The organism is Streptomyces sp. NRRL S-118 (genome assembly GCF_000716335.1).
Lineage (GTDB): Bacteria > Actinomycetota > Actinomycetes > Streptomycetales > Streptomycetaceae > Streptomyces.
Map to the genome: position 1 here is coordinate 105,038 of NZ_KL591028.1, position 20,071 is coordinate 125,108.

23 protein-coding genes and 3 pseudogenes are annotated in these 20,071 nt (G+C 70.5%); 13 read left to right on the top strand and 13 right to left on the bottom strand.

Translation table 11 applies throughout. The features are described 5' to 3' along the window. From IH00_RS39630 to IH00_RS40860, 3 genes and pseudogenes are all read left to right on the top strand, one after another. Positions 1-361: YbaK/EbsC family protein (locus IH00_RS39630; RefSeq protein WP_031079592.1), on the top strand; the 361-nt coding region annotated here is incomplete at its 5' end. After that, entirely contained in the window at positions 358-1,137 is a 780-nt protein-coding gene (locus tag IH00_RS0132040; protein ID WP_031079593.1) for an SDR family NAD(P)-dependent oxidoreductase, read from the top strand. The genes IH00_RS39630 and IH00_RS0132040, both read left to right, overlap by 4 nt. A gap of 227 nt (positions 1,138-1,364) precedes the next feature. Then, positions 1,365-1,706: pseudogene (locus IH00_RS40860) on the top strand (transposase); the annotation flags it as partial. On the opposite strand, the gene IH00_RS0132050 reads toward IH00_RS40860, so the two are convergent. The 3 genes and pseudogenes from IH00_RS0132050 to IH00_RS0132055 form a co-directional block, all read right to left on the bottom strand. Further along, positions 1,696-2,052, bottom strand: coding sequence for a hypothetical protein (locus IH00_RS0132050; protein WP_031079595.1), 357 nt, complete (start codon positions 2,050-2,052; stop codon positions 1,696-1,698). The pseudogene IH00_RS40860 and the gene IH00_RS0132050 sit on opposite strands and share 11 nt — an antisense overlap. A gap of 62 nt (positions 2,053-2,114) precedes the next feature. Beyond that, positions 2,115-2,398 (bottom strand): annotated as a pseudogene (locus IH00_RS44465) (IS5/IS1182 family transposase); the annotation flags it as partial. Between the two features lie 58 nt (positions 2,399-2,456). Further along, the gene (locus tag IH00_RS0132055; protein WP_031079596.1) at positions 2,457-2,708 is read right to left on the bottom strand and encodes a hypothetical protein; all 252 of its coding nucleotides are present in this window, start codon (positions 2,706-2,708) and stop codon (positions 2,457-2,459) included. A gap of 281 nt (positions 2,709-2,989) precedes the next feature. Between IH00_RS0132055 and IH00_RS0132060 the strand changes: the two genes are divergently transcribed. From IH00_RS0132060 to IH00_RS44470, 3 genes are all read left to right on the top strand, one after another. Further along, on the top strand, positions 2,990-3,805 hold the full coding sequence (locus IH00_RS0132060) for a TIGR04222 domain-containing membrane protein (protein ID WP_031079597.1): 816 nt from the start codon (positions 2,990-2,992) through the stop codon (positions 3,803-3,805). Between the two features lie 415 nt (positions 3,806-4,220). Continuing rightward, the gene (locus IH00_RS43515) at positions 4,221-5,225 is read left to right on the top strand and encodes a serine/threonine-protein kinase (RefSeq protein WP_031079598.1); all 1,005 of its coding nucleotides are present in this window, start codon (positions 4,221-4,223) and stop codon (positions 5,223-5,225) included. Positions 5,226-5,701: 476 nt separating this feature from the next. Beyond that, positions 5,702-5,896, top strand: coding sequence for a hypothetical protein (locus IH00_RS44470; protein WP_234335031.1), 195 nt, complete (start codon positions 5,702-5,704; stop codon positions 5,894-5,896). A gap of 486 nt (positions 5,897-6,382) precedes the next feature. On the opposite strand, the gene IH00_RS0132080 is transcribed toward IH00_RS44470, so the two are convergent. Next, a complete protein-coding gene (locus IH00_RS0132080) occupies positions 6,383-6,826 on the bottom strand; it encodes a hypothetical protein (protein WP_031079599.1) in 444 nt (147 codons plus the stop codon). A gap of 398 nt (positions 6,827-7,224) precedes the next feature. Between IH00_RS0132080 and IH00_RS0132085 the strand changes: the two genes are divergently transcribed. After that, positions 7,225-7,401, top strand: a complete 177-nt coding sequence (locus tag IH00_RS0132085; RefSeq protein ID WP_158828044.1) for a hypothetical protein — start codon at positions 7,225-7,227, stop codon at positions 7,399-7,401. Positions 7,402-7,497: 96 nt separating this feature from the next. On the opposite strand, the gene IH00_RS0132090 is transcribed toward IH00_RS0132085, so the two are convergent. Together IH00_RS0132090 and IH00_RS40870 are read right to left on the bottom strand one after the other, a co-directional pair. Then, positions 7,498-7,947 (bottom strand): hypothetical protein, encoded by a 450-nt coding sequence (locus tag IH00_RS0132090; RefSeq protein WP_158828046.1) that lies wholly within the window; start codon positions 7,945-7,947, stop codon positions 7,498-7,500. 97 nt (positions 7,948-8,044) lie between these two features. After that, positions 8,045-8,404: a hypothetical protein gene (locus IH00_RS40870; protein WP_234335032.1), complete on the bottom strand. Its 360-nt coding sequence runs from the start codon at positions 8,402-8,404 to the stop codon at positions 8,045-8,047. Here IH00_RS40870 and IH00_RS45325 point away from each other — a divergent pair. Next, positions 8,403-9,536, top strand: a pseudogene (locus IH00_RS45325) (IS630 family transposase). The gene IH00_RS40870 and the pseudogene IH00_RS45325 overlap by 2 nt on opposite strands. 7 nt (positions 9,537-9,543) lie before the next feature. Here IH00_RS45325 and IH00_RS0132110 read toward each other — a convergent pair. Then, the gene (locus tag IH00_RS0132110; RefSeq protein ID WP_031079605.1) at positions 9,544-9,834 is read right to left on the bottom strand and encodes a hypothetical protein; all 291 of its coding nucleotides are present in this window, start codon (positions 9,832-9,834) and stop codon (positions 9,544-9,546) included. A 285-nt stretch (positions 9,835-10,119) separates the two neighbouring features. Between IH00_RS0132110 and IH00_RS0132115 the strand changes: the two genes are divergently transcribed. Continuing rightward, positions 10,120-10,785, top strand: coding sequence for an NADPH-dependent FMN reductase (locus IH00_RS0132115; protein WP_031079606.1), 666 nt, complete (start codon positions 10,120-10,122; stop codon positions 10,783-10,785). 204 nt (positions 10,786-10,989) lie between these two features. Here the strand turns inward: IH00_RS0132115 and IH00_RS43015 are convergent, their stop codons facing one another. The 3 genes from IH00_RS43015 to IH00_RS0132130 form a co-directional block, all read right to left on the bottom strand. Further along, a complete protein-coding gene (locus IH00_RS43015) occupies positions 10,990-11,166 on the bottom strand; it encodes a hypothetical protein (RefSeq protein ID WP_158828048.1) in 177 nt (58 codons plus the stop codon). Positions 11,167-11,286: 120 nt separating this feature from the next. Continuing rightward, the gene (locus IH00_RS39140; RefSeq protein ID WP_031079607.1) at positions 11,287-12,666 is read right to left on the bottom strand and encodes a hypothetical protein; all 1,380 of its coding nucleotides are present in this window, start codon (positions 12,664-12,666) and stop codon (positions 11,287-11,289) included. A gap of 93 nt (positions 12,667-12,759) precedes the next feature. Continuing rightward, positions 12,760-13,848, bottom strand: coding sequence for a magnesium and cobalt transport protein CorA (locus IH00_RS0132130; protein ID WP_031079608.1), 1,089 nt, complete (start codon positions 13,846-13,848; stop codon positions 12,760-12,762). 183 nt (positions 13,849-14,031) lie between these two features. On the opposite strand from IH00_RS0132130, the gene IH00_RS0132135 reads away from it, so the two are divergent. Beyond that, positions 14,032-15,009, top strand: a complete 978-nt coding sequence (locus IH00_RS0132135; RefSeq protein WP_031079609.1) for an asparaginase — start codon at positions 14,032-14,034, stop codon at positions 15,007-15,009. Between the two features lie 508 nt (positions 15,010-15,517). On the opposite strand, the gene IH00_RS37995 is transcribed toward IH00_RS0132135, so the two are convergent. Continuing rightward, complete coding sequence (locus IH00_RS37995) at positions 15,518-15,832, bottom strand: hypothetical protein (RefSeq protein WP_234335034.1); 315 nt, start codon at positions 15,830-15,832, stop codon at positions 15,518-15,520. 63 nt (positions 15,833-15,895) lie between these two features. After that, positions 15,896-16,318, bottom strand: coding sequence for an acyl-CoA thioesterase (locus IH00_RS0132145; protein ID WP_031079610.1), 423 nt, complete (start codon positions 16,316-16,318; stop codon positions 15,896-15,898). Positions 16,319-16,486: 168 nt separating this feature from the next. On the opposite strand from IH00_RS0132145, the gene IH00_RS0132150 reads away from it, so the two are divergent. Next, the gene (locus IH00_RS0132150; protein ID WP_031079611.1) at positions 16,487-17,002 is read left to right on the top strand and encodes a hemerythrin domain-containing protein; all 516 of its coding nucleotides are present in this window, start codon (positions 16,487-16,489) and stop codon (positions 17,000-17,002) included. A 102-nt stretch (positions 17,003-17,104) separates the two neighbouring features. Here IH00_RS0132150 and IH00_RS0132155 read toward each other — a convergent pair whose 3' ends face one another. After that, a complete protein-coding gene (locus IH00_RS0132155; protein ID WP_031079612.1) occupies positions 17,105-17,356 on the bottom strand; it encodes a hypothetical protein in 252 nt (83 codons plus the stop codon). 304 nt (positions 17,357-17,660) lie between these two features. On the opposite strand from IH00_RS0132155, the gene IH00_RS0132160 reads away from it, so the two are divergent. Further along, positions 17,661-19,304 (top strand): serine/threonine-protein kinase, encoded by a 1,644-nt coding sequence (locus tag IH00_RS0132160; protein ID WP_031079613.1) that lies wholly within the window; start codon positions 17,661-17,663, stop codon positions 19,302-19,304. Continuing rightward, on the top strand, positions 19,301-20,053 hold the full coding sequence (locus IH00_RS0132165; protein WP_031079614.1) for a hypothetical protein: 753 nt from the start codon (positions 19,301-19,303) through the stop codon (positions 20,051-20,053). The genes IH00_RS0132160 and IH00_RS0132165 overlap by 4 nt, the downstream gene beginning before the upstream one ends. The last annotated feature ends 18 nt before the right edge of the window (positions 20,054-20,071 follow it).

Consider the following 20,071-nt stretch of genomic DNA (forward strand, 5'->3'; position numbering starts at 1 on the left):
GGCCCTGGGGTGCGACGTGGGTGCCATTGCCAACAGTCTCGTGTTCATCTCCGATGATGAACCCGTTCTGGTTCTGGCCAGCGGTCGGCACAAGGTGGACACCACGGCACTCGCCGCCCGGTGGGGGCGTGGCAAGCTCCGGCGCGCCACCCCCGAGCAGGTGCGCCAGGCCACTGGACAGGCGATCGGAGGAGTGGCCCCCGTCGGCCACCCCCGTGCACTTCCCGCCGTGGTCGATGCAGCCCTGGCCGACTACGCCCGGGTCTGGGCCGCCGCCGGAACTCCCCGCACGGTCTTCCCCACCACCGCTGGCGAACTTGTCCGGCTCACAGGTGGACTTCTGCTCCCCGTAGGCCCATGACGAAGGGGCCCGTCGGCCCGGGGACGGATCTGTCCGGGCAGGTGGCTCTGGTCACCGGGGGCTCGACCGGGCTCGGCCGGGCCATCGCGCTCGGCCTGGCGTCCGCCGGATGCACGACGGTGGTGGCCAGCCGGCGGCCAGAGGTGTGCCGTCAAGCGGCGGCCGAGATCGCTGCCCGGACGGGCAATGCTGCCTTGGGACTCGCCTGCGACGTAACCGAGGAGGACGAGGTTCACCACCTCGTCGAGGAGATCGTCACCGAGTACGGCCGTGTGGACGTGCTGGTGACCAGCGCAGGGATCCAGGCGCGAGGCGAGCTCGGGGCGCTTGACGCCGTCACGTTGCGTCGCTGCCTGGATGTCAATGTCGTCGGAACCTTCCTCGCCTGTCAGGCGGCCGTACCGGTGATGCGCAGTGCCGGGTATGGCCGCATCGTCACCTTGGCCAGTGCTCTCGGGCTCGTCGGTGCCGCAGGTCGGGCAGGCTACGCGGCCAGTAAGGGCGCGGTCGTCCAACTCACCCGCAGCCTTGGTGCCGAACTCGCCGGCACCGGTATCTGTGTCAACGCGCTGGCTCCAGGTCCCTTTCGCACACCATTGAACGACGGCATCGATGACGACCCGCACGTACGGGACTTCCTCGATCACCAAGTCCCCATGGGGCGCTGGGCCGACCCTGAAGAACTAGTCGGCGCGGCAGTCCTGCTGGCCAGCCCAGCGGCCTCTTACCTCACGGGCGCCGTACTTCCGGTCGACGGAGGCTGGACCGCCCACTGACAGCGACGGTCCTCGGCTGCCCCGGCCCCGGCCCAAGCCGAGGATGATTCGATCTGCCGCGGTCATGCCTGTCGGCATGTCGTGTACCAGGCCCGCGGCTGAAGGACACAAGTGGGTGCAGCGAGCCGCCGTCCCTGGCGCCTCGCTGCACCACTCCGAGTTGAATAGCGCCAGCGCGTGGATGCAGGTGACCCGGCAGGAGGCGGTCACTGGTCCTTGGGGTGGCCTTGGAACCGCTCGTGCGCGGCATCCCTCCCGTCCGGTCCCGCCGCGGCCCTCGGCGCCGACGGCCGGCAAAGCTGCATGCGGACAAGGGCTACGACTACGACCATCTGCGTCGATGGCTCCACCGGCGGGGCATCCGCCACCGCATCGCCCGCAAGGGTGTCGAGTCCTCGCAGCGGCTGGGCCGGCATCGCTGGGTGGTCGAGCGAACCGTGTCCTGGCTGGCCGGCTGCCGAAGGCTCCACCGTCGCTACGAACGCAAGGCCGAACACTTCCTTGCCTTCGTCGGCATAGCCGCGACCCTGATCGGCTATCGCCGAGTGGTGGGCCCACTCAGGGCCTGAGCCGGTTCTGCTGCACGTCGAAGCAGACCAGTCCCATGGAATCCGCCACGGTTGCTGCGTAGACCGATGCCTCCTCGGCCATGCTCCAGCGCATGGGGAAGTAGATCAGCGGGCCGCTGGCTTCGCTGATCAACGGGCCGGTCGACCAGGGCGAGTTGCCCTCGTCGTCCTCGGTAATGTCGCACCACCGTTCAAGCAGCGCAGCCACATAGGCCGCTATGCGTTCGGATGGAGGCTCTTCCACCTCACCGTCGATGTAGCGTTCGTACAGCTCGTTGAAGACTCGGCCGGCAGTCTTGTCGTCCGTCGGCCTCTCGCCTTCCCAGACAGCCAGGTCGTAGCTCATGCCAGGAGACTCTCACGCCGCTCTGACAGCCATGAGAAACGACGTCTATGCAGCCGAAGCCGGCGGTGTCCGCCGGTCAGGGACACCCGCAGCGGGGTACCGTGCGCGTCGGTCAGCACATGATGCTTGGAGCCCGACCGTGTTGTCGACAGCCGTGCACGGTCAACCGGACTCGGGTCGACTTTTGGGCTGCTTCGCCCCCGCTTGGCCGGCACATGTGAGGTATCAACGGTGACGCGGGAGAAGTCCAGGCGGTCCGCCGCCCGCAACCGGTCCACAGCACACGCCGGAGTTCCTCCCACACCCGGGCTTCCTGCCATTCGGCCAGCCGCCGCCAGCAGATTGGCTGGCGTGGACAGCTTCCCGCTCTCGCGTGCGCTCGCCCGTGGCTGACGCGCCCTTCGCTACCCGTCTGCGGCCGGACCTCGGCCGGCGATCGTGCCGGGGCGCCACTGCGTCCCGGGGCCGCCGGGGCCACTGAAGTGCGGCGTGTTCGACGGCTCGGCGCCGCGTTCGGTGAGGGTGATGTCGCCCTCGGTGTCGATCCGCGCCAGGCCGTCGACGATCAGCGCGGCCGTCGCTGCCCTGTCGACACCCGTCGTCCGGCCTGTCTCGGCGACGGCATGGTAGGGGTCGATCTCGAAATCGGCGAGCAACGCGCTGAGTCTGCGGTCGGCGCGGCGACTCACCACAAGGCCATGCCGAGCACGGCATACATGGCACCGGCCCGGTCAATCCCCAACGCCGCAAGGCAAGTTGGTTCACCATCCGATGGTGGCCGGGACCGGCGGCCACGGCCGGATGCCGGGCCTTCGCGGTCTTCCGGCACGTGGCCCGGCAGCAGGCGCCTCCGTCTCAACCTGATTGGCGCGCTGTGCGTGGGGGTATTCCCCGCGTGTCCTGAGAGGCTCCGCCGCTGGATGCCGAGGGGAAGGTCATGGTGTGGTTCGGGGTGCTCGCCGTGCTGTGCCTTCTGGTCGGCGCGGCCGCCGTGCGTTTCCGCCGGGCCTATCGGCGCCTCGTCGACGCACCGGTCACCCCGCGCCCGCAGCACGAGGAACTGAGCCTGTACGAGTTGGCGTTCCTCCACGGACAGGGTCGGCGCGTCGTGCTCACGGCCCTGTCCGCCATGATGCTCGGCGGGCGGCTGACCGCGTACGGCAAGGAGGTCACCATCACCGGCCCCGTCCCACGTGACGAGGTGGAGGCCGATGTCATCGAGATCATCGGCCTGGGACCGCGCTGGGGCGTGTGGGACCGCATGCACCGGCTCAGCGAGAGCGCCAGCGTCGACGCCATCGGCGACCGGATGGCCGGACAGGGGCTGGTGGGCAGCCCCACCCGTTGCCGCGTCGCCGACGCGGCCTTCGTCACTCTGCACTTCTGGCTGTGGTGCACCGTCGCCTTCACTCTGGTCGCCGCCGTGTTCGCCGCTTTGGGCGACCGTGCGGCCCTGATCGCCCTCGCCACCGCCGTGCCCGTGCTGGCCGGTGGTTTCCTCGCCCAGCGGCACTCCGAGAAGTGGGATCCCGGCGTGACCGAGGCGGGACGCCGGCTGATGGTTCCGGGCCAGAACGATGACGGTGACCGCTCGGTGCCGCGTACGAACGACGACCTGTCCCTGTACGACGTCGGATGCCTGGGAAGAGTCGTGTACGACGGGGTGTTGACCGGGTCTCTGAGCAACCTCCACGACGCCCTGATCGCTCCCCCGGAAACGTGGGACGACCCGCCGGGCCTCGGCGGTCTGTAGAGGGCGCTCCGCCCGGCTGTCGCCGTGCGGGCAGGTGTCAGTCACCACCACCGCTGCCGCAACCGTCGCCGCGACCGTCACACCCTCAGCCACCCTCGTCGGTCACCCACCCGCTCTCCGCGTGTCGGGGTGCCGTGGGTGGCGACGCGTACCGGTTCGAACGGCCGGTCAGGTACCAGAAGAGGCAGGTCACGAGCGCGGACACTCCGATAAGTCCGATCGCGGCAGCGACTCCCTCTTCGCGCACCCAGCAGGGTCTGTTGATCGTCCTCGCCCTGACCGGGGCCCCGAGGGCGTTCGTGTCTGCTTGAGCAACGCGCCGGATGTGAACCATGCCCAACCGCACCGTCAACGGTGTGTGCAGGCTTGCGAAAGCGCCCTGAAGGTCCGTTGACGACGCCGGGCCATGTGAAGGATGCTGCCCGGGCAGGTCCTGCCCGGGGCGGGGCGTCTGTCCGTCACGGAAGCACGGTCGGCCGTGCGGGGGCACGGGACCGGAGTGGGTCCCTTCGGGGAGGGATCGGCGCCCGCGCTCCTCTACCGGGTCGTGCACGACGAGCCCCGGCTGGACGGGGTGCCCGCGGGACTGCTGCGGGAGGTGGTGGAGGAGTGCCTGGCCAAACGCCCGGAGGACCGGCCCACCGCCGGGGAGCTGCTGGACTGGCTGAACGAGGGTGAGTACCTCACTGCCCCGACGGAAAAGGTGACGGCCGTACGGGAAACGACCGCGGTGACCGCCGTACGGGACACGACGCCGGGGACGTCGACGCGAGTGGTGCCCGAGCCAGGGAACCCGACCGCCGCGCCGGTGCGAGTGGAGTACTCCGCGTACTTCCGCAAGCGCGGCTGTGGCTGCGCCACCGTCGGGGCGCTGACCGGCGTCGCCTTCTGGTTCGTGCCGCGGCTGGCGGGCGGCTGGAGCTACGCGCTCCTGGTGCCGTTGCTGCTCTTCGGGCTGATGTCCCTGTGGTGGGGTCTCAACATGCTGTGGCGCCCTACCCAGGGGACGGTCGAGGTGGGGGCGGACGGTCTGACGTTCCGGAACGCGGGTTTGGGGGGCGCCGACGTCTGGCGCGGCCGCTGGGACACCGTCGCCTGCGTCACCCTGACGCCCGTCGCCTTCCGGGGAGCGGCGAAATACTGTGCCGTTCGTGTTGTGGCCACCCCGCCACCGGGCGCGGAATGGCAGGTGCCCCCGGTCTTCACGGTCCGGCTGCCGGATGCCGAGCTGAACACCCTGCGGGCGGCGCACAGCGCACTGACCGGCGCCGGAAGGGCCGTCACCGCGACCTTGACCATGACCTATTCGGAGTTCGAAACCGCCCGTCATGAGATCGGCCGGCTCCACGAGGCCCTGCTCGCCCATGCCCCCGCCCGTTACCGTCCCGACGCCGAACTGGTGACGGCGCTGCGCCGCTGAGCTCCCGCAAGGTGGCCTGCAGCAGGCCGGCGTACGCGGCCACGGCACTAGTCGCATCCCCGCGTTGCGGAAACCGGGTGAAGCAGCACGAGATCGACGCAAGGACACGCCGGGACGACGACGGAGGAGTCGGTCGTTGCATCAACGAGCACCGGGACCGCTTCGGCGGGCACTCGCACGTCCAGACCGTGACGACGGCTTTTCCCCGTGCGTGCTGCCCCTCCAGATGCCGGGGCCTCGGCCGCCTCGGCCAGCGCGTGCGTCCTGTCGATCACCAGAGTCAGATGGAGCGCGACCCCTCGGGGCAGGCCCCCTTCGTTGCGGGGCCGCCGAGCCCTCCCGCCGGCTCCCACGCATCACCTTGTCCGCCGTACGCGCCTGATGGCTGAAGCGCAGAAACCTGCTCTCAGGGAAGGTACAGCGACGCCTTCCGCAGGACGTGCTTGGTGAACCCCCCGGCCCCACACCATGAGGCCATGACGATCGACGACCCGCAGCAGCCGGCTCCGCGGCGCGGCAAGATCCGGCGGAAGGTGTTCACCAGGCCGCGCCGAAATCTGACAAAGGCCCAGGTGAAACTCCTCCTCACGCGGGCGAAGGGGCCCACGAAGGCCCTCGCCGAGCGCCTGAGGGTCTCGACCCGAACCGTGCAGCGCTACCGTGCCGGGTAGCTGACGACACCCCAGAGCGGTTCCGGCCGCGCTGGGGGAGGAGACCGAATGAGTGGCAACCGCAGGTCAGAGCACGTGCGCGGGAACAGGCGGCAACGTCTGCCGGCATGATGGTGCGCGTCGTGGCCCACTTCGGGTTCACCGCCAACGGGTCATCCGATGACGGTCGCGAGCGCACGATCTCACCGCCGATTCGCCCACCTACGACGCAGAGATCCTCCGTCTGCGGGAGGCTGGTGCGACGGAGTCGGAGCTGCATCCGGTCGTCGCGGCGGCCGTGACCAAGCCCGATTTCACGGAATGGGGAACGCGGGCCAAGGGTCTGCACGCCGACCTAACGGACGTCCTGTCTATAGAGTTCGAATTCTAAGACACCGCAATTCCTGGCCTGCTATGCACCGTATTCGTGAGCCGAAGCGCGGTGGTTGTTGCCAAGGCAGGCGTGTTGTCACGAGGGGCGTTGAAGGGGGGGCGCGCGTAGGCGCTTCACCGCGGGGGATGCCGCCGACGCACAGCCACGAGGGTTCCTGTGACGAAGGCCAGCAACAGTAGCGCAAGACCGGTGAAAATGACGGGATTCACCCAGCCCGGGGCCAGCTCGGTTCCCACACCGTTTGACGTGACGCACTGAGCGCTGACCGGCAACGTCCATCGCGTCACCACATGATCGCCCGATACGCCCATCGACGCGCACATCTGATCCGGGTCCATGATGTAAGACCCCGACATCACACCCCACGAGTACGCGCCGTACGCCGCCGCGCCAGCCAGGACCGCTACCAGAGCGCAGGTGGCGACGCTGGGCAGGTCTCCGACAAGGACCGGCTGCTGCTTACAGACCCGTCGGACGAGCGCGACGGCAGCGCCCAGGCCAATGCAGGGCGCCAGGAACGGCCCGAAGGTCAGGGCGATAAAAAGAAGATCATCCATGTCTGCCCAGACATCGCCCGGGCGGGACCGGTTCCACCGATCCGTCTGAACCGAGCTGGCTGAGCGTTCTGCGTGGCGACCGTCTCCAACTGAACTGCTCAAGCCACACACGAGGCTGGTTGCCTGGGCTGGCGACCAGCAGAGCGTAGTTGCCGGTGACAACCACCATGCTTCATACGCCTCGGAGACAGGAGCGCGCCGACTTTGACATCCGCTGTGCTTCACGTGATCAAAGCTGCAGTCAGTGGACGCTGCTGGTGACACCTGTCGTACTTCGGCGCAATTCGCGGGCCGTCGCAGAAGCGCTCTGGCGGCGGCCCGCCCCTTTTGGACGCCCCATGCGATTGGAGTACTAGTGCTGCATCAGCCAACGTTTGCCCTGCATGTACGGTCGGGACATGGATGCCAGCGGCCAGCCGACGCTTGATGAGATGGTGTTCGTCGTGGTGGCCCAGTCGAGAATTCGGAGGTTGGCAGCGTGGTCCGAACTCGATTTCGTCGAGCAGCATGTCCCAAAGTACGGCTGGCCGCCGGAGACGATCGAGGAGTACCGGGCTCAGCAGCTTCAGGAGTAGGCGTCAGAGGCTTGACCAGCCGAGGAAGGACAGAACCCCGTGGACGCGATGCCCACGGGGTTCTGTGCTGCTTCGCCGGCTGGCGGGACGTCGACGCTACTTCCCGCACTTGGTCTTGAAGCCGTCCAACAGAGCCTTGCCGGCATCGGAGCTGTCACGTACGTACACGCTACCGCTGATGCTGATCGAGGTATCACTGGTCGAGATGGGCTCGCTGCCGGTCCGCTTGTTGCGGGTGTCCTCTCCGGCGACCGTCCAGATGATCTGGGACTGATCCTTGTTGAACTCGCCGGTGCTGGTCACGTCCGGCTTCTCGTAGACACCATCGCAGTCATACTCATGATGCGAGACGCTGTTGCCCTTGACAACCAACTGGCCGAGTTGGGAGGTGCCGTTGACGTCCTTGACGTAGTAGGTACCGTCGAGCTTGCTGCCGCTGTCGCTGCTTCCGCTGCAGGCGGTGAGTATGAGTGAGCCCGTGGCCAGGGCCCCGATGGACACAGCGATCTTGGCCCGCGTCCTACGAGTGGTCCTGGTGATGCTCATGGCGTTCCCCCGTCGTTCGTTCTGGATAGTCGGTTGAGATATAGGCGAGTCAAAGACATCATATGGATAGGTGACTTTGACTGACCGGGACCGCCTGTCAGGCACCTTCTCGGAGGTTGTCGAGCCGATGCTCAGTCAGCGCCAGCGCGACCTCGGCCTGATTGAGCGCGTGTTCGCCGTCCTGGATGCGCCAGTGCAGACGCTGCACGGGCGGAACGTCTGCCTCTTTGACTGCCAGGTCACCGAGTTCACGCAGCTCCGCGTACTCTCCCTGCAGCTGTTCCTCGTGGTGTGCTGACCGGCCCCTGAGGCGGCCGGCCCGCTCTTCCCACCAGCACACCCGCCACTCGGGGTCGAGCGTTTGCGTGCATGGCTCGCGGAGCTGAGGAAACGCCAGACGACGTGACGAGGCCAGAGCTGCCATCCCGGCGCCGATCGCTGCCAGGCTGATGCGCATGGCCGAACGGGTGCGGGTGCGGGAGATCGATGACGACGAGGGGCGACGGCTGCTGCGGATCATCCGCAGAGGCACTGGCTCGGTCGTAACGTGGCGGCGCGCGCAGATGGTACTGCTGTCCGTGCAGGGCATGGCCGTGGCGAAGATTGCCGAGGTGACGTTCACGAGCCCGGACCGGGTTCGTGACGTGATCCATGACTTCAACGCCGACGGTTTCGAGGCGCTTTACCCGAAGTACAAGGGTGGACGCCCCAAGACCTTTACCCTGCCTGAGCGACGCGAGATCAAGAAAATCGCCAAGTCAAAGCCAGCTGAGCATGGCCTGCCGTTTTCAACCTGGAGCCTGGCCAAGTTGGCCGACTTCCTGGTCGCCGAGGGGGTGGTCGACGACATCAGCCACGAGGGCCTGCGGGTCCTGCTCCGCGAGGAGGGCGTCTCCTTTCAACGCGTGAAGACCTGGAAGACCTCCCGCGACCCCGACTACGAGGCCTAGAAGGCCCGGGTCGAGCACCTCTACGCGATCGCCGACGGCGAGGTCATACCGGAGCCCGGCGAGCCTGAAGTCGTCTTCTGTATGGACGAGTTCGGGCCGCTCAACCTCCAACCACACCCCGGTCGGCAGTGGGCCGAACGCGGCGGCAAGCACAAGGACCCCGAGCGTGAACCCAGGCCGAGGCGGCGGGCGACTTACACCCGACCGCACGGGGTGAGGCACCTGCTCGCCGCCTACGACCTGGGCAGGGACAAGCTCTACGGTCACATCAAGGAGACCAAGACCCGCTCGAAGTTCTTAGAGTTCTGCCGCTACCTGCGCAGCCTCTACCCGGCTGGCGTGCGCATCGCCGTCGTCTGCGACAACTTCTCCCCGCATCTGACCACCAAGCGCTGCCAGCGGGTCGCAGACTGGGCCGAGGCCAACAACGTCGAGATCGCCTACACCCCGACCAACTCTTCCTGGCTCAACCGCATCGAGACCCAGTTCACGGCCCTTCGCTACTTCGCCCTCAACGGCACGGACCACGCGAGCCACAAGGAGCAGGGCAGCATGATCCGCCGCTACATCATCTGGAGGAACAAGAACGCTGCCGACGAACGGCTACGCGATCTCGTCAACAGGGCGAACGTTGCCTGATGTGGCACTAGGCGCCGAACGCCCAGAGCAGGGCGATGACGCCACCGAATCCGAGGCTGCCGAGAGCGGTCCCCGCGACCGCGGTCACCAGGCGCCCGGTGCCGCGGCGTGCGTAGTGGATGCCGGCGGCGCCGAACGTCATGGCGAGCGCTCCGGCGAGGACCGCCCACGGGAGCGTGTAGAGGGTGAGCCCGGGTGCCCACACGCCTATCACGGAGAAGGCGCCGAGGAGGAGCGCGATGGGCCCCAGGGCGACGGCGGGTGCGTCCCGGTGGTCGGACACGGTCGACTCGGACATGACCTGTTCCCCCTTTGAACGAGTTCAAAATCGTGTTCCGATCGTAGCGGTACGGCAGTGCACCCGTGGGCGCGGGGCGACGTGCGGTCCGCCACCTTCGGAGCGCACGGACCAGCGAGCCGTCGCACCACCCCGGAGCGGGATCCCGGAACAGCGCCATCCGGTCGGCCGGCCGTCGCCCGTTGGCCCGTACGGGCGCCTCCTCTCGCACGTCGATCCCGTCCACAGCAGACTGGCCGCCAGGCGCCCCTCGGGGCGCGAGCCGTACGCCGGAAGGACGTGCCCATGCCCACGGACGCCGCGCATCCCGGCCCGCTGAAGGTCCTCGTCCTCGGAGCGGCCCTGCGGGCCGGCTCGACGAACGCGCGACTCGCGTCCCTCGTGGCCCGCGTGATCACCCGCACCACCTCGGCGGACGTCGACCTGGCCTCGCTGCGGGACTTCGACATGCCGCTGTACGACGGCGACCTGGAGACCGCCGGCGGGCCACCGGACGGCGCCCTCGCGCTGCGCGGCCGGCTGGAGGAGAGCGACGCCTTCGTCATCTCCTCCCCGGAGTACAACGCGTCCGTCCCCGGCGTGCTGAAGAACGCGATCGACTGGGTCTCCCGGATCCGGCCGCAGCCGTTCAAGACCAAACACGCGCTGCTGGTCTCCGCCTCCCCCTCCATGGTGGGCGGCAACCGCGGGCTGTGGGCGCTGCGCGTCCCCCTGGAGCACCTCGGCACCCGGGTCTACCCGGACATGTTCAGCCTCGCCAGGGCCCACCAGGCCTTCACCGACGACGGACGACTGACGGACAACGGACTCCAGCAGCGTCTCGAAGAGACCGTGCACGGCTTCCTGCGACTCGTCGAGGCGGACACCCGGTACGTGTGCCTCCAGCGCCGTTGGTACGAGTTCCTCGGCGACAGCACCGAGGCGCCCGTCACCCAGCGGGCGGAGGACTAGGACATCCCCCTCAGGACATCCCTTCCTGAGGGCCGCTCAGCCGCTCCGCCGGCGGGAGGAAGAGCGGCGCGCCCGAGAACTGCGGGAAGGCCCGTCGAACCGCTCCCGCTCCCCTCCTGACACAAGTCCGTTTCACGCTACGCACATCGACGGAGCGTGCGCCGCAGGCGCGTGTCGTAGGGACGGCGGTGGAGGTTTCCCTGCCTACAGGGCGCGTCTGCGCCAGCTCGACCAGGCGCCGAGGGCGAGGACGAAAGCGATCAGCAGGTCCGCGGCCGTCGCCGAGCCGTCGCCGCGCTCCACCTGCTCCACCAGGGTGGCGACGCTGCCGACGGCCAGCGCGCCCAGCAGGACGGCGAGCACCGTCCAGACCTTCCTCATACGGCACACCCCTCCGGCTCGTGCGGCGACGGGCCCACGGTAGCCGCAGCGCTCCGGGCGGGGAGGGGAACGAAACGGGGCCCTCCGGGTGTCCGGAAGGCCCCGCGGGGTGGGAGCGGCTCAGCCCTGGCTGTGCGCGCGGCGACGGCGCGCCACGGCGAAGACCGCACCGCCCGCCGCGACCAGGCTCGCCGCTGCGGCGCCGAGCATGACCGTGTTGTCGCTGCCGGTGGCGGCGAGGCCACCGGTGGTGGAGCCGGTCGAACCGGAGGTTCCGGTCGTGCCGGCAGCCGTGGTGGAGCCGGTGGATCCGGCCGAGCCCGTCGTGCCGGACGTACCGGACGTGCCGGACGCACCCGAGGACGACGTGGAGCCGGACGTGCCCGACGTGGCGCTGCCGGTGCTGCCCGACGTGCCGGTGGTGCCCGACGTGGAGCCACCGCTCGACGAACCGCCGGTGGTGGTGCCGCCGTCCGAGGTGCCGCCGGTGGTGTCACCCGTGCCGTTGAGCACGATCCGCGTCGAGTTGTTCGCCTTGTTCGGGTCCTGCTCGGGGGAGACCCCGAGGTTGCGGAAGGTGACGCTGCCCGTGGCGTTCTCGACGACCTTGTCGATGCGCAGCTTGAGCGGGAAGGCGTGGGAGTCACCGGAGACCAGACCCAGCTTGTCCCAGGTGGTCAGCTTGCAGATGACCGTCGTCCCCTTGCCGCGCTGGCAGGCGTCGTCCGTCAGAGCGGTGGTGCCCGGGGGAGGCGTGACGTCCAGCTCGACCACCGGGTCGAACGAACCGTACGGCGCCAGGGAGTAGCCCGTCCAGCCCGGACCCTTGTTGGTGACGGTGAGACCGGCCGTGACGATGTCACCGGCCTTTCCGGAGAGCGTCGCGCCGGTCACGGACATGTCGGCCGTGTTCTTCACGGTGATGTACTGCGAGTGCCCGACATGCTCGCGGGGCTTGGTGGACTGCTCGACCAGCTTCAGCGCGGGGCCGGTGCCCTTTGCGGGCTTGGCCGTGCCGCGGAGCTGAGCGAGGGTCTCCTCCGAGTAGGGCGCCACCGACCAGGCGGTGTTCTCGTTGAGCGCCCGGCTCTCGGTGCCGATCGGGAGCTGCTGCGACGCGGCGTACGCCGTGCCCGGCGCCAGGGTCTCGTCCAGCACGCAGATGGCCCGGGAGGCGCCGAACTTGGTGCTCGCGGGGTTGTCTATGTACTCGCAGTTGGAGAACGCGTGGTCGAGCTTCAGGCCGTAGGAGACCTGGACATGGAGGATGGCGCCCTTGGCCTCCGTCTGTCCCTTGTTGATCACGGAGACGGGGACCTTGGCGGTGCCGCCCGACGGGAGGTCCTTGATGTCGGCGATGTGGCCGAGGGCAAGGGCCGGGGCGTCCGCGGCGGACGCGGGGACGGTGCACCACCCGGTGAGTCCGGCCGCCAGCGCGACGGCCGCGGCCGCGGCCGTGCGGCGCCTCGAGGCCGTCGAAGGTGTTGATCTTTCTGCCATGTCAGGGCAGACCAACCGGCTGGTCAAACGGTTGTACGCCCGTCGCCATCTCTTTCGTCACGGTTGCGGGCCCCGGCGGGCCGGTCGGGAGCGTCAGAGCCAGCCGTTGCGGCGGAAGCCGCGGTGGATGAGGAAGCACGCGAGGGCGATGACCCCCAATGTCAGGGGATATCCGTACGTCCACCGCAGCTCCGGCATGTGCTCGAAGTTCATGCCGTACACACCGCAGACCATGGTCGGGACGGCGACGATCGCCGCCCAGGCGGTGATCTTGCGCATGTCCTCGTTCTGCGCGACGGTCACCTGGGCGAGGTGGGCCTGGAGGATCGAGTCGAGCAACGCGTCGTACGCGGTGAGCTGCTCGGTGGCCCGCACCAGGTGATCCGCCACGTCACGGAAGTACGCCCGTATCTCCGGATCGACCAGCTGCAGCGGCTTGGTGGCGAGGGCCTGGAGGGGCCGGTCCAGCGGTGCCACGGCGCGCCGCAGTTCCAGCAGCTCGCGCTTGAGCTGGTAGATCCGGCCGGCTTCACCTCGGGCCGCCTGTTCGCTGAACACGGCCGTCTCGACCTGGTCGATGTCGTCCTGCATCGCGTCCGCGACGGCGAGGAGGTCGTCCACCACCCGGTCGGCGATGGCGTGCAGCACTGCGGAAGGCCCCTTGGCCAGCTGCTCCGGATGCTCCTCCAGCGCTTCCCGGACCGGGCCGAGCGATCCGTGCCGGCCGTGCCGGATGGTGATGACGAAGTCCGGGCCGGTGAAGACCATGACCTCACCGGTGTCCACCACCTCGCTGGTGGCAGTGAGCTCCTGGTGCTCGACGTAACGGCACGTCTTGAACACGGCGAACAGCGTTTCGTCGTACGGCTCCAGCTTGGGTCGCTGGTGCGCGTGGACGGCGTCCTCGACGGCCAGAGGGTGCAGCCCGAACAGCTCGGCGATCCTGGAGAACTCCTCCTCGGTCGGCTCGTGCAGGCCCAGCCAGACGAAGCCCCGGCCGGACGCGCGCACCCTCCGCAGGGCCTCGTCCACGGGGCAGGACCCCGGCTGCCGTACACCGCGCTCGTAGATGACGCAGTTCACCACGGCGTCGCCCAGCGGGGAGCGGACCGGATGGCTCAGGTCCACGGTCCTGCGGTAGGCGCTGCGCACCGCACGGCGCAGGTTGCGGATGACGGGCACGGCAGAGCTCCTTCGGACGACCGGCGGCCAGTGTGCCATCGGCCGGCCGCGCGGCGAACACCCCGTCGGCCCCGAGGAGCCGGGTGAGCGGGCCCCTGCTTGAAGGCCGTGGGGTGTTCTGCAAGGGTCGCCCCGACGGCCGGGGCGGAACCCGGCGCAGGCGGTGACGGGGGTGGGGGAGACGTGGGTGTCGCGTTGTTCGCGCTCGGGGGCACGATCTCGGTGTCCGGGCGTGCTCAGGGGGAACGGCTGACCGGTGCAGAGATCGCCGCCGCCGTGCCCGGGCTCGACCGGCTCGGGGTGGCGCTCGATGTCCGGGACGTCCATGCCGTCCCCAGCGGAAGCCTGACCTTCGCGCAGGTGCTCGACGTCGTCGACGAGGCCTCCCGGGCCGTGGCAGCGGGCGCGGTCGGTGTCGTCGTCACACAGGGCACCGACACGCTGGAGGAGACCGCGTTCCTCGCCGACCTCGTGTGGCACCACGAGGCACCGTTCGTGCTGACCGGCGCGATGCGGCAGCCGGCCATGGCCGGGGCCGACGGGCCGGCGAACGTGCTGGCGGCCGTCTCCGTCGCCGCTTCCCGCGCGGCACGCGGGCTCGGGGCGCTGGTCGCCTTCAACGACGAGGTGCACGCCGCGCGGTGGGTGCGCAAGTCCCACAGCACGAGCACCGCGGCCTTCGTCTCCGCCGACGCGGGACCCGTCGGTCACCTCGTGGAGGGCGAGGTGCGGGTGTTCGCCGCGCCACCACGCCGAGCCGCCCTGCCGGCCGATCCCGACCGGGCGCGGCTCGCGGCCTCCCGCGTCGCCCTCCACTGCGTCTCGCTCGACGACGACGGTGGCCCCCTCGAAGGGCTGGCCGACACGCACGGCGGTCTGGTGGTCGCGGGGTTCGGGGCCGGGCACGTGCCCGGGCCCCTCGCCCCCGTGCTGGGTGCCCTGGCCCGGCGCATCCCCGTCGTCCTGACCTCCCGCACGGGCGGCGGTCCGGTGCTGCGGCGCACCTACCGGGCGCCCGGATCCGAGACCGACCTCCAGGAGCGCGGGCTGATCAGCGGCGGCCGGCTCGACCCGTACAAGGCCCGGGTGCTCCTGCGGCTGCTGCTCGCGTCCGGGGCGGGGCGGGACGAGGTGGCGGCGGCGTTCGCCGCGCGCGGCTGAACCCCGCCGGGGCGGAGGGCGCCGGTCCGCGGGCGGTCCGGACGGTGCTGCCCCGGGCTCGTTGCGATGCCGTTCCGGCGGCTCGCGTCCCGGTTCCGGTGCGGTCCGGTGCGGTCCGGTGCGTTTTCCGGCCCCCGGACGTCCCGCAAGGAGTCCTATATGTCGTACATCACATGAAGAGTGCGGCTTGTGCGGAACATCCTCGGGCTCTGCGTCGTTGTGATGAGTGCGGCTCGCGGAAAGGGACAGTGTCCCCGGGCCTCACCCCTCGCCCATGGGGAAGATCGTTCGGCTGAAGCCCCGTGGAGCCTTTCGCCGAGAGGCGACCGCCCTTCCGCGCAGCCCGCCCCGAGCGGTCCCGGCTGGTCTCCCCCCGTCCAGCCGGGGCCTTCCTCCTGTTCGTACGCCCCGCCGCGCGGCCGCCGCCCCGGCGCTCGGTCGCCGTCCCGGCGTCCCGTGGACGAGCGGTGGCCGCGAGTGAACGCCAGGACGCTGCCCGCCACGGCGATCACGACGATGGCCAGTGCGACGCTGACCCCGCCTTCGGTGCCCCGTACACGTCCTCCAGGCTGATCAGCAGCGCCGCTTCGTCCAGCACCAGGGCCAGCCCCACCCCGTAGCCGAGCCCTCTCCACGCACGCACCCGTGCGGAGCGCTGGACCAGACCTGGCGCGCCCACGGCCGCGAGCAGCAGGAAGCCCCACGTGCAGTGGTGGAGGGGCACACTGCCGGCCTGAACGTCCCCGAGGCCGGCCACGTCGATGTGGATGAGCGAGATCAGCAGCCGCATCCCGCCGAAGGTGAGGGCGAACCCCCCGGCCACCGTACGATCCGATCCACCAGGGCCCGGGCCGGTCGCGACGGCCGGGACGCCGTCCCGCGCCGGTCAGAGGCCGAAGAGTTCCGGATCGGCGGCCAGCGTACGGAAGACCGCTCGCGGATCGGCGACGAGCCTGCGCTTCTCCAGGTCCAGCAGACCGCCGACCCCGGTCACCTCGGCAGCCACCGTGCCGTCAGCCTTGCGGATGGTCTGCTCGATCCGGAAGGTCCGGCCCTCGCCCCACAGGAACGCGCACGTCACCTCGACCTGGTCCCCGGCGCGCAGCTCACGGTGGTAACGGACCGTCACTTCGAGGGCGACCGGTCCCACGCCCCGGTTCATCAGGTCGGTCTGGCGGATACCGGCCTTCTGCAGCAGCGACCAGCGGGCGTGCTCCGCGTACTGCAGGTAGACGGCCTGGTTCAGATGACCCTGGGTGTCCGTCTCGTACCCGCGGACGACGACCGGAACCGAAAATGCCTCTGCCACGACGCTCCTCTCCGAGACCGCACACCCTACGCGGTGCCGTGCCGCTCCCTCCGTCCCGGCGCCGGAGGCGTCCGTACCGGACGACCCCGGTCGGCGTACGCCTGACCGCGCGTAACCGGGGTATCCGGCGGTCGGAACCGATACCACGGGTACGTCGAAGGAGCCACCATGCCGACCAGTGCCTCAGCCACGACCACGGACGTCGTCGAGCTCATCCTGCGGGACCACCGCAGGATGGAGGAGCTGTTCCGGGCGATGCGCAACGTCCAGGCCGACCGGGCGGGCGCCCTCCAGGAATTCGCCTCCCTGCTCGTGGCTCATGCGACCGCGGAGGAGCGGAAGGTCTACCCCGCCCTGCGGCGCTACAAGAACGTGGACGACGAGGACGTCGAGCACAGCGTGCACGAGCACGAGGAGGGCAACGAGGCGCTCCTCGCGCTGCTCGAAGTCGAGGACACGGCCTCGGAGGAGTGGGACGAGAAGCTCGAGGAGCTCGTCACCGTCGTCAACCACCATGCCGACGAGGAGGAGCGGACGCTCCTCAACGACGCCCGGGAGAACGTCTCCGACGAACGCCGTGCCGAGCTGGGCGCCGCCTTCGACAAGGCCAGGGCGGAGCAGCTGGCCGCCGACTGCGGCAGCATCGACAACGTCCGCCGACTCGTGAAGGCGCAGAAGAACTGAGGCACCGAGCAACCGAGGCGGTCATGTGCCGCGGCCGGACCGCCGGCCGCGGCACATGACCGCCTCCTGCCGTGCCGCCCCGGTTCCGGATGCCGGCGGGACTCAGCGCAGCAGTACGGCGACGAGAGCCGAGATGATCACGGCGACGGTGCAGCAGAGCACGGCCGAGTGCTGCCAGGGCGAGGGGCCGGCCCCCGTCGGGTACCGCTGCCGGAGGCGCGGTGTGTCGCTCCACGGGCCGTCCACCCAGGGGCCGTCCACGGCCTCGGACGTGACGAGGCTGGCGCAGTGGCGGCAGGGCCGGGTGCTGAAGTCGCCCCAGCCCGCGCCGCCGGCATCGAATGTGGGCTCCATGTGCGGTCAAACGCCGTGACCGCACCTCCGGCAACGCACGCACGGCAGGTCCTTACCGGATCGCGATGTTGGGCATTCGGTCGGCATAGGCGCCTGGCGCAGTCGCCCGATCGGCGCATTTCCTCCCTGCTCGCCCGTCAGCGCCTCCGCGCCGGCACCGGGCACCGGCGGCTACCACCACGGAGAAAAGGTGGAACCGTCGGGAACCGCACATGGCGCGAATGTGTCCCCGCTTCAGGAAGGCGCTGCGGGCACCGTGCACCGGTGGTCCATCGTGCGACGCGACCGCGCCGAGGGAGCGGACATGAGCAATTGGTCGGTCCCCGGGTACACCGAGACCCGGGAGCTGGGAGCGGGCGCCAGCGGACGGGTCGTCCTCGCCGTCCACGACGCGACCGGCGTGCCGGTGGCGGTCAAGTACCTCGGCGAGCGCCTGCGGACGGATGCCGCGTTCGTCGACGACTTCCGCGCCGAAGCACGTCTGCTCGGGGGGCTGGACACGCCCCACGTGGTGCGTCTGTACGAGTACGTCGAAGCGCCGGCGGGCGCCGCCATCGTGATGGAGCTGGTCGACGGCGTGGCCCTGCGCGCGCTGCTGTCCCGGGAGGGCGCGACCGGGCCCGAGGCGGCGCTGGTGGTCCTCAAGGGATCGCTGCTCGGCCTGGCCGCCGCCCATCACGTGGGCGTCGTGCACCGCGACTACAAGCCCGAGAACGTCCTGGTGGCGGCCGACGGCTCCTCCAAGCTCGTCGACTTCGGCATCGCCGCCGACCACGGCAGTACGCGGGGCGTCGCCGGCACCCCCGCCTACATGGCCCCGGAGCAGTGGCAGGGGATGCCCGCCTCCCCGGCGGCCGACGTCTACGCGGCGACCGCGACGTTCTACGAGTGCCTGACCGGCCGCAAGCCCTTCTCGGGCGAGAACTTCGCCGAACTGGCGCTGCAGCACATCGAGGCCCCGGTGCCCGACCACGAGGTGCCCGAGCCGGTGCGCGGACTCGTCAGGCGCGGACTCGCCAAGGAACCGGCTGACCGGCCGGAGAACGCCGACGCCTTCGTGGCGGAGCTGGAGCGGGCGGCCACCGCGGCCTACGGGCCGGACTGGGAGGAACGCGGCCGGGGCAGGCTCGCCGCCCTCGCCGCCCTCCTGCCGTTGCTGTTCCCGTCGGCAGGCGACGCGGCCACGGGGACCACAGCCGTCGCGACGACCACCGTGCCGGGCGGCCCGCACCGGCTGGGAAGGCAGTGGCTCCAGGGCGTACCGGTGGCCGTGGCGGCCCTGGTGCTCGCCCTGGTGCTCGCGGTCACCGCGCAGGCCGGCGACGACGACGGGGCCGTGCGTACGACCGGCCAGGTCCTCGCCACCACGAGCGCGCGGCCCGGCGGGCCGGCGGCCGCCTCCACGGCCCCGTCGATCGCCCCGAGCCTCTCGCCGGCGGTGAGCACTCCGCCCGCGGAGGCCACCCTCCCGGCGACTCCCAGCGCCGCACCGGAAACCACGCCCCCGCCGGCGCCCGTACCCGGGCCGGCCGACCCGCCCGGTCCCGCCTCCCCGGCCGCACCGGCCTCCCCGGTGCCACCCCCTCCGACCACGGATCCGCCCTCCCCGCCCGCTCCCCGGCCGGTGGCGGTGAAGTCCGTGTCCGTCACCGGCCTGCGGCAGACGGGCCCGAGCGACGCCGAGGCGACGTTCGAGGTCGCCACCGACGGCACGGGCCCGGTGAGCGTGGTCATCGCCTGGTTCACCGGAGACAGCAAGGGCGAGCTCGGTCAGCCGGACGGCTCGGAGACCCTGCGGCGCAGCGGAGCGACGCAGTACACCATCACGCTCGCCCACACCTTCCAGGGCACCGGCTGCTACTGGGGCGTGCGCGCGACGACCGACCCGGCCGCCGCGAACGGCGGTTCCTCGCAGCAGATCTTCATCCGGCGGTGCATGCTCACATGACGGACCCACGAGTTCCCTACGAGCGCGACACCGCGTCCCGGACCCCGTCCCCGCACGCGCACCCGCCCCGGCCTCCGCACGAGGGGGCACCCGGCGAGGAGGGGTACAGCGCGACCGTTCTCGCCAGCCACTGGATCGAACGGGAGGACGCATCCGCCGCGTCCGGCCGCGCTCCCGTCCCCGGCCGGCCGGCGAACGGCGTGGCGCCCGACCGCGTCGAGGGCGACGTCCTGCGCTTCGGCCCGGGCGTGACGGTGGCCGCGCGGCGGCGCTTGCCGGACGAGGACGGTGCGACGCGCGTCTGGCACGGCACGGTCGCGGGAGGGGCCGCCGCCCGGCCCGCACCACGGTGGCGCGGCCTGGTGCGACGGTACGCGCCGGCCGCCGTGATCCTGGCCGCCGTGCTCGGGTTCCTCGCCTGGCAGCGTTACGGCGGTGTCCTGACGGTGCGGGAGGCGACGGTCACGGCCGGATCGCGGGACCTCGGCTGCGACGGCACGGCGGACATCGTCGGAGAGGTGAGGACCGACGGGCGCCCCGGCACGGTGACCTATCGCTGGGAACGGAGCGACGGCACCGCGTCCGGGCTCCTGCGCGAGAAGCTCCGGAAGGGCCAGGAGCGCGCGCGGCTCCACCTGCTCTGGACCTTCCACGGGCGCGGAGAGTACCGGGCGACGGCCCGGCTGGTCGTCGTCTCACCCGGCGAGCACACCGCCACCTCCGGGGCCTTCACCTACCGGTGCCCCTGAACGGCCCGCCGCGAGCCT

Coding starts and splice junctions, on each gene's coding strand:
- IH00_RS43015 (WP_158828048.1), bottom strand. CDS start 11,166: ATGAGGAAGGTCTGGACGGTGCTCGCCGTCCTGCTGGGCGCGCTGGCC.
- IH00_RS0132110 (WP_031079605.1), bottom strand. CDS start 9,834: ATGTCCGAGTCGACCGTGTCCGACCACCGGGACGCACCCGCCGTCGCC.
- IH00_RS0132160 (WP_031079613.1), top strand. CDS start 17,661: ATGAGCAATTGGTCGGTCCCCGGGTACACCGAGACCCGGGAGCTGGGA.
- IH00_RS0132040 (WP_031079593.1), top strand. CDS start 358: ATGACGAAGGGGCCCGTCGGCCCGGGGACGGATCTGTCCGGGCAGGTG.
- IH00_RS0132155 (WP_031079612.1), bottom strand. CDS start 17,356: ATGGAGCCCACATTCGATGCCGGCGGCGCGGGCTGGGGCGACTTCAGC.
- IH00_RS0132085 (WP_158828044.1), top strand. CDS start 7,225: ATGGATGCCAGCGGCCAGCCGACGCTTGATGAGATGGTGTTCGTCGTG.
- IH00_RS0132150 (WP_031079611.1), top strand. CDS start 16,487: ATGCCGACCAGTGCCTCAGCCACGACCACGGACGTCGTCGAGCTCATC.
- IH00_RS0132090 (WP_158828046.1), bottom strand. CDS start 7,947: ATGAGCATCACCAGGACCACTCGTAGGACGCGGGCCAAGATCGCTGTG.
- IH00_RS0132165 (WP_031079614.1), top strand. CDS start 19,301: ATGACGGACCCACGAGTTCCCTACGAGCGCGACACCGCGTCCCGGACC.
- IH00_RS40870 (WP_234335032.1), bottom strand. CDS start 8,404: ATGCGCATCAGCCTGGCAGCGATCGGCGCCGGGATGGCAGCTCTGGCC.
- IH00_RS0132060 (WP_031079597.1), top strand. CDS start 2,990: ATGGTGTGGTTCGGGGTGCTCGCCGTGCTGTGCCTTCTGGTCGGCGCG.
- IH00_RS0132080 (WP_031079599.1), bottom strand. CDS start 6,826: ATGGATGATCTTCTTTTTATCGCCCTGACCTTCGGGCCGTTCCTGGCG.
- IH00_RS0132050 (WP_031079595.1), bottom strand. CDS start 2,052: ATGAGCTACGACCTGGCTGTCTGGGAAGGCGAGAGGCCGACGGACGAC.
- IH00_RS0132115 (WP_031079606.1), top strand. CDS start 10,120: ATGCCCACGGACGCCGCGCATCCCGGCCCGCTGAAGGTCCTCGTCCTC.
- IH00_RS44470 (WP_234335031.1), top strand. CDS start 5,702: ATGACGATCGACGACCCGCAGCAGCCGGCTCCGCGGCGCGGCAAGATC.
- IH00_RS39140 (WP_031079607.1), bottom strand. CDS start 12,666: ATGGCAGAAAGATCAACACCTTCGACGGCCTCGAGGCGCCGCACGGCC.
- IH00_RS43515 (WP_031079598.1), top strand. CDS start 4,221: ATGCTGCCCGGGCAGGTCCTGCCCGGGGCGGGGCGTCTGTCCGTCACG.